The organism is Kitasatospora sp. SolWspMP-SS2h, from assembly GCF_003259315.1.
Lineage (GTDB): Bacteria > Actinomycetota > Actinomycetes > Streptomycetales > Streptomycetaceae > Kitasatospora > Kitasatospora fiedleri.
On record NZ_QLLT01000007.1, the window covers coordinates 125865 to 139336 of the forward strand.

General features: G+C 74.9%; 11 protein-coding genes, 1 tRNA gene and 1 riboswitch. Of the genes, 8 read left to right on the plus strand and 4 right to left on the minus strand.

The window, feature by feature from the left end:
- Positions 1–101: 101 nt before the first annotated feature.
- Both K353_RS10605 and K353_RS10610 read right to left on the minus strand, forming a co-directional pair.
- On the minus strand, positions 102–824 hold the full coding sequence (locus K353_RS10605) for a DUF427 domain-containing protein (RefSeq protein WP_111553333.1): 723 nt from the start codon (positions 822–824) through the stop codon (positions 102–104).
- A 160-nt stretch (positions 825–984) separates the two neighbouring features.
- A tRNA-Cys gene (locus K353_RS10610) sits at positions 985–1059 on the minus strand.
- A gap of 294 nt (positions 1060–1353) precedes the next feature.
- Positions 1354–1421, plus strand: a riboswitch (guanidine-III (ykkC-III) riboswitch).
- Positions 1422–1455: 34 nt separating this feature from the next.
- On the opposite strand from K353_RS10610, the gene K353_RS10615 reads away from it, so the two are divergent.
- Positions 1456–1770: a multidrug efflux SMR transporter gene (locus K353_RS10615; protein WP_100838077.1), complete on the plus strand. Its 315-nt coding sequence runs from the start codon at positions 1456–1458 to the stop codon at positions 1768–1770.
- A gap of 157 nt (positions 1771–1927) precedes the next feature.
- A complete protein-coding gene (locus K353_RS10620) occupies positions 1928–3376 on the plus strand; it encodes an MFS transporter (RefSeq protein WP_111553334.1) in 1449 nt (482 codons plus the stop codon).
- A 126-nt stretch (positions 3377–3502) separates the two neighbouring features.
- Here the strand turns inward: K353_RS10620 and K353_RS10625 are convergent, their stop codons facing one another.
- On the minus strand, positions 3503–4804 hold the full coding sequence (locus K353_RS10625) for a hypothetical protein (protein ID WP_111553335.1): 1302 nt from the start codon (positions 4802–4804) through the stop codon (positions 3503–3505).
- A gap of 291 nt (positions 4805–5095) precedes the next feature.
- Here K353_RS10625 and K353_RS10630 point away from each other — a divergent pair, with 291 nt between their 5' ends.
- A complete protein-coding gene (locus tag K353_RS10630) occupies positions 5096–7651 on the plus strand; it encodes a phosphatidylglycerol lysyltransferase domain-containing protein (protein WP_111553336.1) in 2556 nt (851 codons plus the stop codon).
- A 101-nt stretch (positions 7652–7752) separates the two neighbouring features.
- A complete protein-coding gene (locus K353_RS10635; protein ID WP_111553337.1) occupies positions 7753–8373 on the plus strand; it encodes a class F sortase in 621 nt (206 codons plus the stop codon).
- A 72-nt stretch (positions 8374–8445) separates the two neighbouring features.
- Here the strand turns inward: K353_RS10635 and K353_RS10640 are convergent, their stop codons facing one another.
- A complete protein-coding gene (locus K353_RS10640; protein WP_111553338.1) occupies positions 8446–8934 on the minus strand; it encodes an SsgA family sporulation/cell division regulator in 489 nt (162 codons plus the stop codon).
- A 290-nt stretch (positions 8935–9224) separates the two neighbouring features.
- Between K353_RS10640 and K353_RS10645 the strand changes: the two genes are divergently transcribed.
- The 4 genes from K353_RS10645 to K353_RS10660 all read left to right on the plus strand — a co-directional run bounded on the left by K353_RS10645 (position 9225) and on the right by K353_RS10660 (position 13112).
- Complete coding sequence (locus K353_RS10645; RefSeq protein ID WP_146616439.1) at positions 9225–10130, plus strand: RNA polymerase sigma factor; 906 nt, start codon at positions 9225–9227, stop codon at positions 10128–10130.
- 251 nt (positions 10131–10381) lie between these two features.
- A complete protein-coding gene (locus K353_RS10650) occupies positions 10382–12205 on the plus strand; it encodes a DEAD/DEAH box helicase (RefSeq protein WP_111553340.1) in 1824 nt (607 codons plus the stop codon).
- Between the two features lie 192 nt (positions 12206–12397).
- Complete coding sequence (locus K353_RS10655; RefSeq protein WP_233533498.1) at positions 12398–12634, plus strand: TM2 domain-containing protein; 237 nt, start codon at positions 12398–12400, stop codon at positions 12632–12634.
- Position 12635: 1 nt separating this feature from the next.
- Positions 12636–13112 (plus strand): DUF2752 domain-containing protein, encoded by a 477-nt coding sequence (locus K353_RS10660; protein ID WP_111553342.1) that lies wholly within the window; start codon positions 12636–12638, stop codon positions 13110–13112.
- The last annotated feature ends 360 nt before the right edge of the window (positions 13113–13472 follow it).

A 13472-nucleotide genomic window follows, 5' to 3' on the forward strand; every position in this document is an offset into this window, starting at 1 on the left:
GAGCCGGTAGGGGTGTGCGGCGGGCGCCGTCCGCGGTCCAGGAGGACCACCGACGGCGCCCGCCGTCGTCGTAGCCGCCGCCGTCGTGCCCGCGGGGGCGCTCAGTCGACGTGCAGGGTGACCCGGTTGTCGTAGAAGGCGACCAGGCCGGCGATCTTCTGCGATTCGGCGAACGGGGTGGGGTACGTCCAGGCGACGTCCGGGTGGAGGGTGCCGCCGATCCGGACGGACAGGTGGTCGGCGGCGGCGCCCTTGTAGGGGCAGTGGGTGGTGCGGGTGCCCGGTTCGAAGAGCGGGAGGACCAGGTCGGTGGGGGCGAGGTAGTAGCGGGTGGGCAGGCCGGTCTCGAAGAGCAGCCGCGGGGAGCGGGAGAGCGCCAGCAGGGTGCCGTCGAGTTCGACCCGGACGGTGCGGGAGGAGGCCAGGATGTCGATCCGGGTGTAGGGGGAGCGGGCGTGGGTGAAGACCTGCTCGTCCTCCTCGTACCAGGCGTCCATCGCGGCCCAGTCGAAGCGCAGGTGGTCGCGGAGCGCCTCGGCGGGGGAGTCGGGGTACTGGCGGACGGCGCGGGCGGTGGTGCGGCCGTTCGCGGCGAGGTCGAAGACCAGCGCGTCGCCGAGTGCGGAACGGTCGGCGGCCCGGTCGGCCGGGGTCAGCAGGTCGGTGCGGACGTCGGCGGCCGGGACGTAGTGGACGGGGTACTGCGGGCGTTCCCAGACCAGCAGGGCGCGGGTGGTGTCGGCCACCGCCAGCCCGCCGAGGTAGGTGCGGATGCGTTTGCCGCAGGGCTCGACCCGCGGCACGGTGCGGTCACTGGAGGGCATGACCGGTACAACGGCCGGCCCGGCGGGGGAATTTCCGGGCGGCCGGAGCGGTCGAAAACAGAAGGAACAAAAGGAAGCAGAAAAGCCGGAAAACGGCATGGAATTCACCGGCCGCCCGCGCGGGAACGACGGGCGACCGGTGAATCGCGGACGGAGTGCATGGAGACCATGACGGGAATCGAACCCGTGTAAACCGCTTTGCAGGCGGTTCCCTCAGCCACTCGGGCACATGGTCAGGGGTGGGGCGGGTGAGCACACGCGGGCGTCAACGGGCCTGCGGGGCAGGGAGGTTGCGAATCAGGCGCAACAGCGGCCGCGACGACAGGAACGCGTGCGACCCGGACAGGGGGCACAGGTGCGGGGCGCTGCGAGGGCCACCGTCTTCCTGTTCATCGCCATCTCCTGTCGTCCAGCGGGTTCGCACCGGCTCGTTCCTTCGCTCCGGTGAATTCACTATAGCGGGCGGAAGCGGGGCGGAGTCAATATCCGTTCATGAATTCCGTGTGTCGCCGCCGTGCTACCGTCGATGGTGAGGCGGCCGTTCGCGGCGCGTCCCGGACGAGGTGCGTCGTACCCGGCACGACAAGACGGCGCGGTAGGTGGTTCGACTACTGCGGAGGAGTCTGTCGTCATGGCCTGGGTCGTTCTGATCGTCGCCGGAGTGCTGGAGACCGTGTGGGCGGTGGCACTGGAGGCGTCCAAGGGGTTCTCCCGGCTGGTGCCGGGCACGGTGTTCGTGGTGGCGCTGGCGCTGTCGATGGGCGGGTTGGCGTACGCGATGCGGAGCATCCCGCTGGGGACGGGCTACGCGGTCTGGGTGGGCATCGGTGCGGTGGGCACCGCGGTGTACGGGATGGTGGCGCTGGGGGACGCGGTGAGCGCGGCCCGGATCACCTGCCTGGTGCTGATCCTGTCCGGCGTGGTCGGGCTCAAGGCGCTGCACTGACACAGGCGACTGGCAGAACAGATCGGCGCCGACCAGATCTCGGCACTGACAGATCGGCACTGGCGGATCCGAGGGGCGGTCCCAGGCCGCCGGACGGAGCCCCCGTTCCGCCCGCAGGTCAGGATCGAAACCCGGCCACGGCACTTACCATGTCGAGGTGACCAGCACCTCCCCGGCCGAGACGGCAGCACCCGCGCACCCCCTCCACCCCGACGACGACGGCACCGGCGGGGTGCTCAGCGGCCCCTGGCGGGCGCTGACCCTCGGCATCGTGTCGGTGGTGCTGCTGCTGGCCTTCGAGGCCACGGCGGTGAACACCGCGATGCCGACCGCCGCCCAGCAGCTCGACGGCATCGGCCTGTACGCCTTCGCGTTCTCCGCGTACTTCACCACCACGCTGCTGGCCCTGGTGGTCTCCGGGCAGTGGTGCGACCGCGGCGGCCCGATCGCCCCGCTGTTCAGCGGCATCGCGGTGTTCGCCGCCGGGCTGGTCACGGCCGGCACGGCGGTGAACATGTGGATGTTCGTCGCGGGCCGGGCGGTCCAGGGCCTGGGCGGCGGGCTGGTGATCGTCGCGCTGTACGTGGTGGTCGGCCGGGCGTTCCCGGAGCGGCTGCGGCCGGCCGTGTTCGCGGCCTTCTCGGCGGCCTGGGTGCTGCCCTCGATCCTCGGCCCGGTGATCTCCGGCGCGGTCACCCAGCACCTCGGCTGGCGCTGGGTGTTCCTCGCGGTGCCGGTGCTGGTGCTGCCGCCGCTCGCCGTGATGGGCCCGGCGCTGCGCCGCTCGGAGCGGTCCCGGCCGCCGCGCCGGCCCGCCCCGTACGACTGGCGACGGACCGGGGACGCGGCGATGGTCGCGCTCGGCGCGGCGCTGCTGCAGTACGCGGGTCAGCGGCTGGACGGGTGGGCCGTGCTGCCGGCCGCGGCCGGGATCGCGCTGATGGGCCCGGCGGTGCTGCGGCTGCTGCCGCGCGGCACGCTGCTGGCGGCGCGCGGGCTGCCGACGGTGATCCTGCTGCGCGGGGTCGCGGCGGGCGCGTTCTTCGCCTCCGAGCTGTTCATCCCGCTGATGATGCAGACCCAGCGCGGGCTGTCGGTGACGCTGGCGGGCCTGACGCTGGCGCCCGGCGGGCTGTCCTGGGCGTTCGGCTCCTGGCTGCAGGGCCGGCCGGGCGCGGACCGGCACCGGGCGGCGCTGATCCGGATCGGCTTCGTGTCGACGGCGGTGGCGGTCGGCGGGGCGGCGCTGGTGCTGTTCCCGGCGGTGCCGGTCTGGGTGACGGCCGCGTTCTGGGCGGTCGGCGGTGCCGGGATGGGCCTGGCGATCGCCAGCATCAGCGTGCTGATGATGAAGCTGTCCAGGCCGGAGGAGACCGGCGGCAACTCGGCCGCCCTGCAACTCAGCGACGCGCTGGGCAACGTCCTGCTGACCGGCCTGGCCGGGGTGCTCTTCGCGGCCCTGGGCGGCGGCGCGGTCGGCGCGGCGGCCCACGGCGGGGCGTCGCTGCCGGCGGGGGCGTTCGCCGCGGTGTTCCTGACCATGCCGCTGGTGGCCCTGGCCGGCGCGGCGCTCTCGGGGCGGGCGACGGCGGCCGGGACGTCCTGACCGGGAGTCGAGGGGACGGAGCAGGAACGGAGCAGGGGCGGAGCAGGGGCGCCGCCGGGTAGCGCTCCGGCCGGGCCCCGGTCGAGGAGCACCGGGGTCCGGCCGGAGGGAACGCGGGGCCGGGGCCTACTTGCCGCCCGCCACCGCCGGGACGGACGGGGACGCCGCGCCGCCGGACCCGGAGCCGGACCCGCCGAGGTAGGCGTTCCAGCCGCCGGCCGGGGCCTGGCCGGGGGCGAGGGCCTGGAGCTTCTTGAGCACCGCCGGGTCCTGGACCTCCAGCCATTCGACGAGCTGCCGGAAGGAGACCATCCGGACCTCCGGCTTGTCGGCGACCTGCTTGAGCGTCTCCTCGACGGCGTTCATGTAGATGCCGCCGTTCCACTGCTCGAAGTGGTTGCCGATGATGAACGGCGCCCGGTTGCCGTTGTAGGCGCGGTCGAAGCCGGCCAGGTACGAGTCGCGGGCCTGGTTCTGCCAGAACGCCTGCTTGCCGGGGTCGCCCTTGGTGTTGTCGCCGGACTGGTTGTACATGATGTTGTAGTCCATCGAGAGCACCTGGAAGCTGTGCCCGGGGAACGGGATGGACTGCAGCGGCATGTCCCACAGCGCACCGCCGGCGAACTTCTGCGGCCACATCTGGAGGCCGCCGGGGCCGGAGCTGTCGTACTTCCAGCCGCGCTTGACGGCGGTGGGGAGCAGACCGCGCTGGCCCTCCAGGCAGGGGGTGCGGCCGCCGATCAGCTCCTTGCGGTAGTCGAAGGGCAGCGCGGGCAGCTCGGTGTTGCCGGTGTTGGTGCGCCAGTTCATGACGAAGTCCATGGCCTGCTGGATCTCGCTGTCCCAGTCCTCGGGGGACCACTTCCCGCCGCCGTTGGCGCCGCAGAAGTGGCCGTTGAAGTGGGTGCCGATCTCGTGGCCCTCCAGCCAGGCCGCGCTGACCTGCTCGATGGTGGCGCGGATGTGCTGGTCGCTGAGGTAGCCGATGTCGGAGGCGCCGATCGAGTGCTGCGGGGGGTGGTAGAGCGTCTTCTTCGACTCGGGCAGGGTGTAGATGCCGCTGAGGAAGAAGGTCATGGTGGCGTCGTGTTCCTTGGCGAGCTTCCGGAACCGGCTGAACAGCTGGTTGTCGAGCTCGCCGGCGCCGTCCCAGGAGAAGACCACGAACTGCGGGGGCCGCTGGCCGGCCTCCAGCGGGACGGCCTGGGGCTGGTGGGGCTGCGGCCCGGTGTCGGAGGTGGAGCCGTCGCCGATCAGGGTGGCGGGGGGCTTGGGGACGGCGCTGGGGCTGCCGTTCGCGGCGAGGCCGTCGGCCTGCGCCGGCGGGGCGGCGCCCCCGTTCCCGGAGGAGCTCGCGCAGCCGGCGGCGAGGGTGGCGGCGGTCGCCGCACCGGCGGCCAGCAGCGTCCTGCGGGAGAGGGCGTCCATGTCTCACATCCGTTCACCAGGGAGTAAGGGGAGGCACCGACCGGAGTAACGGATCATCAGATGAAATGACGATATGTGTCGTCCGGGGGAGTCGGGCTCAGCATGGCACGCGCCCGCACATCGCGCCGGTAAGCACGCCCCGGGTACGGATGACCGGGGGACGCCACGCCGGGGCGCTCACCTGTTCGGAGCACCGGACCGGGGCCCCGGCGCCGCCGGAGAGTTGACTGGACGTCAGGAGCGGCCGAGGACGGCACCGCCCGCCCGCAGACACGGAGGTCCCACCCGCCGATGTGGCAGTCGCTGCTCGACGCCTACCGCGACCGGATCGTCGACACCGGGCGGGAGCCGCTGTTCCTGCTGCTGCTCGGCCTGGTGCTGTCGTTCCTGTTCATCCGGCTCAGCACCCGGCTGATCCGGGCCCGGGTCCGCTGGTGGCCGGGCAACGTCGCCCCGGGCGGGCTGCACATCCACCACGTGGTGTTCGGCCAGACCCTGCTGCTGGTGTGCGGGGTGGCCGCGTTCGCGGTGCGCGGGGACGGCGGCGCCTGGTGGAACCTGCTCGGCTTCGGGTTCGGCGTCGGCGCCGGCCTGGTGCTGGACGAGTTCGCGCTGGTCCTGCACCTCAAGGACGTCTACTGGTCCACCCAGGGCCGCACCTCGGTGGACGCCGTGGTGCTGGCCGTCGTGACGATCGGGCTGCTGCTGCTCGGCGAACTCCCGCTCGGCGGCTTCGCCCGGCACCCCGACGGGCCGACCCTGGCCGGGGCGTCCGTGCTGCTCGCGCTGGTCGTGGTCACCCTGCTCAAGGGCAAGACCTGGACCGGGCTGCTGGGCATCATGCTCTGGCCGCTGGCCCTGGTCGGCGCCGTCCGGCTGGCCCGCCCCGCCAGCCCGTGGGCCCGCTGGCGCTACCGCTCCCGCCCCCGCCGACTGGCCCGCGCCGAGCGCCGCGAGGACCGGATCCACCGCCGCCTGGTCGCCGCCAAGACCGCCGCGTACGACCTGGTGGCCGGCACCCCCGACGCCGACCCGGAGACCCCGGCGGTCCCGGAGGCCCGGGCAGTCCCGGCGGCCCCGACCGCCCCGACCGCCCCGGAGCCGGTCGAGCGGCCGGTCGAGCAGCCGGTCGGGCCGCCCGTCGAGCGCCCGCCCGCGCCCTGGCGGCTGCGCTGCGCCGCGGCGGCCCGCTGGTACCTGCGGATCGCCACCCTGCTGAACCTGCTCGGCGCGGTGATCGCCCCGTTCCGGGCCCAGGTCGAGCGGGCCGACCGGGGCGAGTACTTCACCCCCGTGCTGGTCACCTCCGGCTTCACCACCGCGCTGCTGGCCGGGCTGCTCGCGGTCATGCTGCGCCGCCGCAAGCGGGCCGCCTGGATCGCCGCGCTGGCGCTCACCGCCGCGCACGCCGCCGTCTGCGCGGTGGCGCTGGCCTTCCCCCAGTACCGCGCCCACCCGTTCAACCAGGTCTCCACCGGGCTCACCGTGGCGCTGCTGCTGGCCCTGCTGGCGGCCCGGCCGGTGTTCCGGGTGCGCGGCGGGCGGGGCAACCTGTCGCTGGCCGCCGCCGTGCTGCTGCTCGGCGGGGCGCTGCTGACCGGCCTGGGCGCGGTCGCCGTCCGGCTGGCGCACACCGGCGCGGTGCCCGGCTGGGGCGCCGCCGCCCGGTACGCGGTGCTCCGGCTGGTCACCGTCTCCGGCGCGGTCGAGGTCACCGACGTGGACGTGCCGGGCTGGCTCGACCTCGGCCTCAACCTGCCGGCCACCGCCCTGCTGCTGCTCACCCTGCGGATCCTGCTGCGCTCCCCGCGCGGCACCGAGGGGCGGCGCCCGGAGGACGAACGGGCGCTGCGCGACCTGCTGGAGCGGCACGGCGGGCGCGACTCGCTCGGCTACTTCGCGCTGCGCCGCGACAAGGCGGTGTGCTTCTCGCCCAGCGGCAGGGCCGCCGTCGCCTACCGGGTGGTCAACGGGGTGGCGCTGGCCTCCGGCGACCCGGTCGGCGACCCGGAGGCCTGGCCGCAGGCGATCGAGGAGTGGCTGCGCCGGGCCCGCGCGCACGCCTGGATCCCCGCCGTCACCGGCGCCGACGAGCGGGCCGGCACGGTGTACGTCCGGACGGCCGGGCTGCGCGCGCTGCACCTGGGCGACGAGGCGGTGGTCGCCGCGGCCGGCTTCACCCTGGACGGCCGGGAGATGCGCGGCCTGCGGCAGACCTGCCGCCGGCTGGCCCGGGCCGGGTACACCGTGGTGGTCCGCCGGCACCGGGACGTCCCGCCCGAGGAGTTCGCCGGCCTGGTCCGGCTCGCCGACGCCTGGCGGCACGGCCGCACCGAACGCGGCTTCTCGATGGCGCTGGGCCGGCTCGGCGACCCCGAGGACGGCGACTGCCTGCTCGCCGAGTGCCGCGACGAGGCCGGGCGGACGGCCGCGCTGCTGTCCTTCGTCCCCTGGGGCGCGGACGGGCTCTCGCTCGACCTGATGCGCCGCGACCGGGAGTCCGACAACGGCCTGGTCGAGTACACCGTCGCCGAACTGCTGCGCCGCGCAGGGGAGTTCGGGGTGGCCAGGGTGTCGCTGAACTTCGCCATGTTCCGCGAGGCGTTCGAGCCGCGGATGGGCGCCGGGCCGGTGCTGCGGCTGTGGCGCGGGGTGCTGCGCCTCCTGTCCCGCTGGTGGCGGCTGGAGTCGCTGTACCGGGCGAACGCGCGCTACCGGCCGGCCTGGGAGCCGCGCTACGTGCTGTACGAGAAGCCCTCCGAGCTGCCCGCGATCGGCTTGGCCAACGCGCTGGCGGAGGGCTTCCTGACCAGGCCCCGGCTGCGGCGGGGCAGCCGCACCCGCTGACGGCGGGTCACCCGGACAGAACCCACCGGGTGCCCGAACCCGGGCCGCCGGGTGAACTGGGCGGGTCGGGTCCGGAGTCGTCGGCGGACGGAGGGCGTGCGGTGGGCGAGCGGACGTGGACGGGCGCGGTGGCCGCCTCGGGGGCCGTCCTGGCGGGCGCGTGGCTGCTGAACGGCGGCCTGACCGGCACCCTGCCGCCGGCCCCGGTCGCCGCGCAGGCGTACGACGGCACCCCGGTCGGCCCGGCCGTCCCCGCGCTGCCGCCCTCGCAGCCGGTGCGGGTCCGGATCCCGGTGCTCGGGGTGGACGCGCCGGTGGCCCGGCTCGGGCTGGACGGCGAGGGCCGGCTGCAGCCGCCGCCGGAGGAGGACCGCAACCTGGCCGGCTGGTACCGGGACGGCGCCGCGCCCGGGTCGAGCGGGACGGCGGTGCTGGCCGGGCACGTCGACAACGCGCACGGCCCGGCGGTGTTCTACCGGCTGGGCTCGCTGCACAAGGGCGACCAGCTGGAGGTGGCCCGGGCGGACGGGGCCGGCGCCTGGTTCCAGGTCGACGGGGTGGAGGTCTACCCGAAGAGCGACTTCCCCGACCGCAAGGTGTACGCGGCCACCCCGGACGCCCAGCTGCGGCTGATCACCTGCGGCGGCGGCTTCACCCGGTCGGGCGGCTACGACGGGAACGTGGTGGTGTACGCGCACCTGGTCCGCACCCAGCGGGCCTGAGCGCGGGCCCGGCCGGGGGCTCGTCCGGGGGCTCGTCAGGGGCCCGGTCGGCGGCCGTCCCGGCGCGGCCGGTCAGGCCAGCAGCTCGGCGAGCGCCCGGTCGCAGTCCAGGTGGCTCAGCTCCCGGCCCTCGGGCACCGCGAGGTAGCTGTGCCACAGGAAGCGGCGCAGCTCGACGCGGTCGAACTGGAGCAGCGCGACGCCCTCGGGGGAGCGCAGCTCGACCACGGTGCGGGCGCCGAGCGCGGGGCGGACGTGGACGTCGCCCTCGCCGCTGGGCAGGTCGATGCCGGAGGCGAGCAGCTGACGGGCGAACACCCACTCGACCCCCTCGGCGGGCCCGTCCCCCGTGGGCGGCCCGGCCGGCAGCGCGGGCAGGTCCAGCGGGGTGCCGTCCGGGTCGGCCGGGTCCAGGGCGTACTCGGTGGGGAAGACCATCCGGACCGCCAGCGGGTCCTCGGCCCGGTAGCGCAGGGTGACCCGCAGCAGCGCGGAGCGGTGGGTGCTGACGATCAGCCGGGCGTGCGTGGTCTGCTCGACCGGTGCGGGCGCTGCGGACACGGCGGTTCCTCCCGAGGGTGCGTGCTGGTGCTGGTGCTGGTGCTGGTGCGGGTGCGGGTGCGGGTGCGACCGGTGCCGCCCCCCGGTGGTGAAGAGTCGGGAAGGGCGGCGGGGATTACGCCGGTTTCCCACTTCCCCGAAGTGATCTGCGTCACACCTCGGCGGACCAATCCGGGCATTCCGGGCCAACGGTGCGGCCACCCCATGGGCAGGGGCGGGCCGCCCGGGCAGGATCGCGGGAGCCGCGCGGGCCCCCACGAACCCCCGTCCGGCGACCTCAGGGGAGGGCCGTGGCCATCGAGGAACGCGCACCGACGGCCGAGCGTGCCCCGCTCGCCGCGTACACCGAGCTGTACCGGCGCCACCACCCCGGCCTGCTGCGGTACGCCGGCGGCCTCACCGGGGGCGACCGCTGGCGGGCCGAGGACCTGGTGGCCGAGGCGCACCTGCGGGTGTGGCGGCGGATCGCCGCCGGGCACCGGATCGAGGACCCGCGGGCCTACCTGGCCGCCACCGTCCGGCACCTGGCGGCCGCGCCGGTGCGCGAGCGGGCCGTCGGCGTGCTGCCCGAACCGGACGGCGCGGCGTCCGCCGACCCGGCGCCCCGGGTGGCCGAGACCGACCGGATGCGCGGACTGCTCGCCCAACTCCCCGAACGCTGGGCCCGCGCGCTGTGGCTCGCCGAGGTCGAGGGCCTGCCGCCCGGCGAGGTCGGCGCCCGGCTCGGGGTGGGCCGCGGCGCCGCCGCCGTCCTGCTGCACCGGGCCCGCGAGGGGCTGCGGCTCGCCTACCTGCGGGCCTATCCCGGCGACCCGCGCGACCCCGACTGCGCCGGGCACTGGGCGGCGCTGGCCAGCCAGGCCCGCGGCCGGGCCGGGCGGAGGGTCCAGCGGCACCTGGCGGGCTGCGCCGACTGCCGGGGCCGGCTGGCGCTGCTGCGCCGGATCAACCTGCGGCTGGCCGCGCTGGCGGGCAGCGCGGTGGCGCTGCTGGCCGGGCTGCTGCTCGCCCCGTTCGACGGCGCGGAGCGGCGGGCGGAGGCGGTGGTCGCGGCGGAGGCCTGGGAGGTGCGCCAGCGGGTCGCCGGCCAGAAGGACGACCGGTTCACCGTCCGGACCGTGCCGCGCGACGCCTCCGGCCGCCCAACCACCGGCTGGGCACCGGACCGGCCGCCGCCCGCCGGCGGGCGGCCGTGAGGGGCGCGCGGGAGCGGGGGAGGCGGCCGCCCCGGGCGGGCGGCCCGGCCCGGTGAAGGTCCGGTGACAAGCCGACGATCATCACGGGACGCGCGCCACCGGGGCGTGCCGCGGCGGCCGTCCGGGTGTCGGGAGGGGCTAGGCTGGGCAGGTTCCACGACCGCCCGCCGCCCGCGGGGGAAGGGCCGCACCTGGGCCCTGACCTGCGACGACCCCGTTCGGAGACCGTGACTACCGCCGCCTCCTCCGCGATGTCCCCGCTGTTCTCGCACGCCGACAGCGCCCACCCCCGCCCGAGCGGCACCGCCGCCGCCGCGCACCTCTCCCCGGCCTTCCCGGGCCGCGCCCCCTGGGGCACCGCCGGCCGCCTGCGGGCCTGGCAGCAGGGCGCGCTGGACTCGTACATCGAGAAGCAGCCCCGGGACTTCCTGGCGGTCGCCACCCCGGGCGCCGGCAAGACCACCTTCGCCCTGACCCTGGCGTCCTACCTGCTGCACAACCACCTGGTGCAGCAGGTCACCGTGGTCGCGCCCACCGAGCACCTGAAGAAGCAGTGGGCCGAGGCCGCCGCCCGGATAGGGATCCGGCTCGACCCGGCGTACTCCTCGGGCCCGCTGTCCAAGGACTACCACGGCATCGTGATCACGTACGCGGGCGTCGGGGTCAACCCGATGCTGCACCGCAACCGGACCGAGGCCCGCAAGACGCTGGTGATCATGGACGAGATCCACCACGCCGGCGACTCCAAGTCCTGGGGCGAGGCCTGCTTCGAGGCGTTCGAACCGGCCACCCGGCGGCTCGCCCTCACCGGCACCCCGTTCCGCTCCGACACCAACCCGATCCCGTTCGTCCAGTACGAGGCCGGCGGCGACGGCCTGCGCAAGTCGGTCGCCGACTACACCTACGGCTACGGGCACGCGCTGGCCGACCACGTGGTCCGGCCGGTGATCTTCCTCAGCTACTCCGGCAACATGCGCTGGCGCACCAAGGCCGGCGACGAGCTGGAGGCCCGGCTCGGCGAGCCGATGACCAAGGACCTGATCGCCCAGGCCTGGCGCACCGCGCTCTCCCCGCAGGGCGAGTGGATCCCGGCCGTGCTCCAGGCCGCCGACCGGCGGCTGACCGAGGTCCGCAAGGGCATCCCGGACGCCGGCGGCCTGGTGATCGCCACCGACCAGACGGTGGCCCGCGCGTACGCCAAGCTGCTGCGCGAGATCACCGGCGAGAAGGTCGCCCTGGTGCTCTCCGACGAGGCCGAGGCGTCCCGGCGGATCTCCGACTACGCCGAGGGCACCTCGCGCTGGATGGTCGCGGTCCGGATGGTCTCCGAGGGCGTCGACGTGCCCCGGCTCTGCGTCGGCGTGTACGCCACCTCGATCTCCACCCCGCTGTTCTTCGCCCAGGCCGTCGGCCGCTTCGTGCGCGCCCGCAAGCGCGGCGAGACCGCCTCGGTCTTCCTGCCGACCATCCCGATGCTGCTCGGCTTCGCCAACGAGATGGAGCTGCAGCGCGACCATGTCCTGGACCGCCCGAAGAAGGAGGGCGAGGGCCTGTTCGACGAGGAGGACCGGCTGCTCGCCGAGGCCGAGAAGGCCAACGACGGGGCGGACACCGGCACGGAGGAGTTCTCCTACGAGGCGCTGGGCAGCGACGCGGTCTTCGACCGGGTGCTGTACAACGCCATGGAGTTCGGCATGCAGGCGCACCCCGGCAGCGAGGAGGAGGAGGACTACCTCGGCATCCCGGGCCTGCTCGAACCCGACCAGGTGCAGATGCTGCTGCAGAAGCGCCAGCACCGGCAGATCCAGCGCTCCAAGACCAAGCCCGCCGAGGAGGCCGACCTGCTCGAACTCCCCGCCGACGAACGGCCCGTGGTCACCCACCAGGAGCTGCGCGAACTGCGCAAGGAGCTGAACGCGCTGGTCGCCGCCTGGCACCACCGCACCGACCAGCCGCACGGCACCATCCACAACGAGCTGCGCCGCCAGTGCGGCGGCCCGCTCACCGCGCAGGCCACCGCCAACCAGCTCAAGGCGCGGATCGGCCGGATCCGGGAGTGGGCCAACCGGGTTTGACGGGGCGTCAGCCACACCTTCAACACTTGGCAAAGAAAGTGTGGAGACATGTGATCACATGATCCGCTAATCTTCCGCATGCCGGTGCTGGGGGGACGCCATGCATGGGGACGCCCCGGCATGCGGTCACACCTGCCGACACCGCCGCCCACGCGGCGGGCCGGCCCGCGCATTCCCCTGAGGAGCACCACCGTGGCGAACCCCGCCCAGAACCCCCAGCTGTCCGACAAGTCGAAGCTCGTCGCCGGCCTGCTGCAGATCTTCCTCGGCAGCCTCGGCATCGGCCGCTTCTACACCGGCCACGTCGGCATCGGCGTCGCCCAGCTGCTCACCTGCGGCGGCCTCGGCTTCTGGGCGCTGATCGACGGCATCATCTTCCTGGTCAGCGACACCCGCACCGACGCGCAGGGCCGCCTGCTGCGCCCCTGACGTGCCCACCGAACCGGCCGGCCGGCACCCCCGTCCCGCGGACGACCGCGACGGGGGCGCCGGCCGGCGGCCGTTCACCGGCCCGCGCCGCCTCGCGGCCCTGCTGCGCCACCCCGCGGCCGCCCCGCTCGGCCTGCTCGCCGCCGGTCCGGTCGGCGCGGCGTACCTCTACTCGCGCGACCCGCACCGGCCGGGCCGGCTGCTGCCGTTCTGCCCCTGGCACCGCCTGACCGGCCTGCAGTGCCCCGGCTGCGGCGGCACCCGGATGGCGTACGACCTGCTGCACGGCGACCTCGCCGCCGCCTGGCACGACAACGCCGCGCTGCTGCTGACCTTGCCGTTCGTCGCCGCCTGGTGCGCGGTGCGGCTGCGGCACGGGCTGGCCGGGCGCCGCCGGCGGCTCCGGATGGGGCCGCGCGCGGTGGCCGCGCTGCTCGCGGGCGCCGCGCTCTGGACGGTCGGCCGCAACCTGCTCTGAGCGCTCCGGGCCGCCCGGCCGGTGAACGTCCGGCCAGTCGGCCCGCGGCGGCGCACTCGGCCCGGCGGCGCACAGATAGCGGACGCTTGAGCGCTTGCGGCGCGAGTTATGGGCGCCTTATCCGATTTTTCATCACGACTTTTCATCGATGCTGCCCGAATTTTGGACAACCACTTCCACCGGGCGTCCCCGTTCATTAGCGTCTCCCCACACTCGTCCGGACCCCACCCACCGGTTCGGACGGGTACCGCGGAGCCCCGCCCCCCGTCGACGTCGCCGAGGTCGGACTCCCGCGCCGGACACCCTTCCTGCGCGCGACCAATTCCGGTGCGGCCCACGGCAGTTGTGTCGTAGGGTCGG

Coding starts and splice junctions, on each gene's coding strand:
- K353_RS10605 (WP_111553333.1), bottom strand. CDS start 824: ATGCCCTCCAGTGACCGCACCGTGCCGCGGGTCGAGCCCTGCGGCAAA.
- K353_RS10615 (WP_100838077.1), top strand. CDS start 1,456: ATGGCCTGGGTCGTTCTGATCGTCGCCGGAGTGCTGGAGACCGTGTGG.
- K353_RS10625 (WP_111553335.1), bottom strand. CDS start 4,804: ATGGACGCCCTCTCCCGCAGGACGCTGCTGGCCGCCGGTGCGGCGACC.
- K353_RS10630 (WP_111553336.1), top strand. CDS start 5,096: ATGTGGCAGTCGCTGCTCGACGCCTACCGCGACCGGATCGTCGACACC.
- K353_RS10650 (WP_111553340.1), top strand. CDS start 10,382: ATGTCCCCGCTGTTCTCGCACGCCGACAGCGCCCACCCCCGCCCGAGC.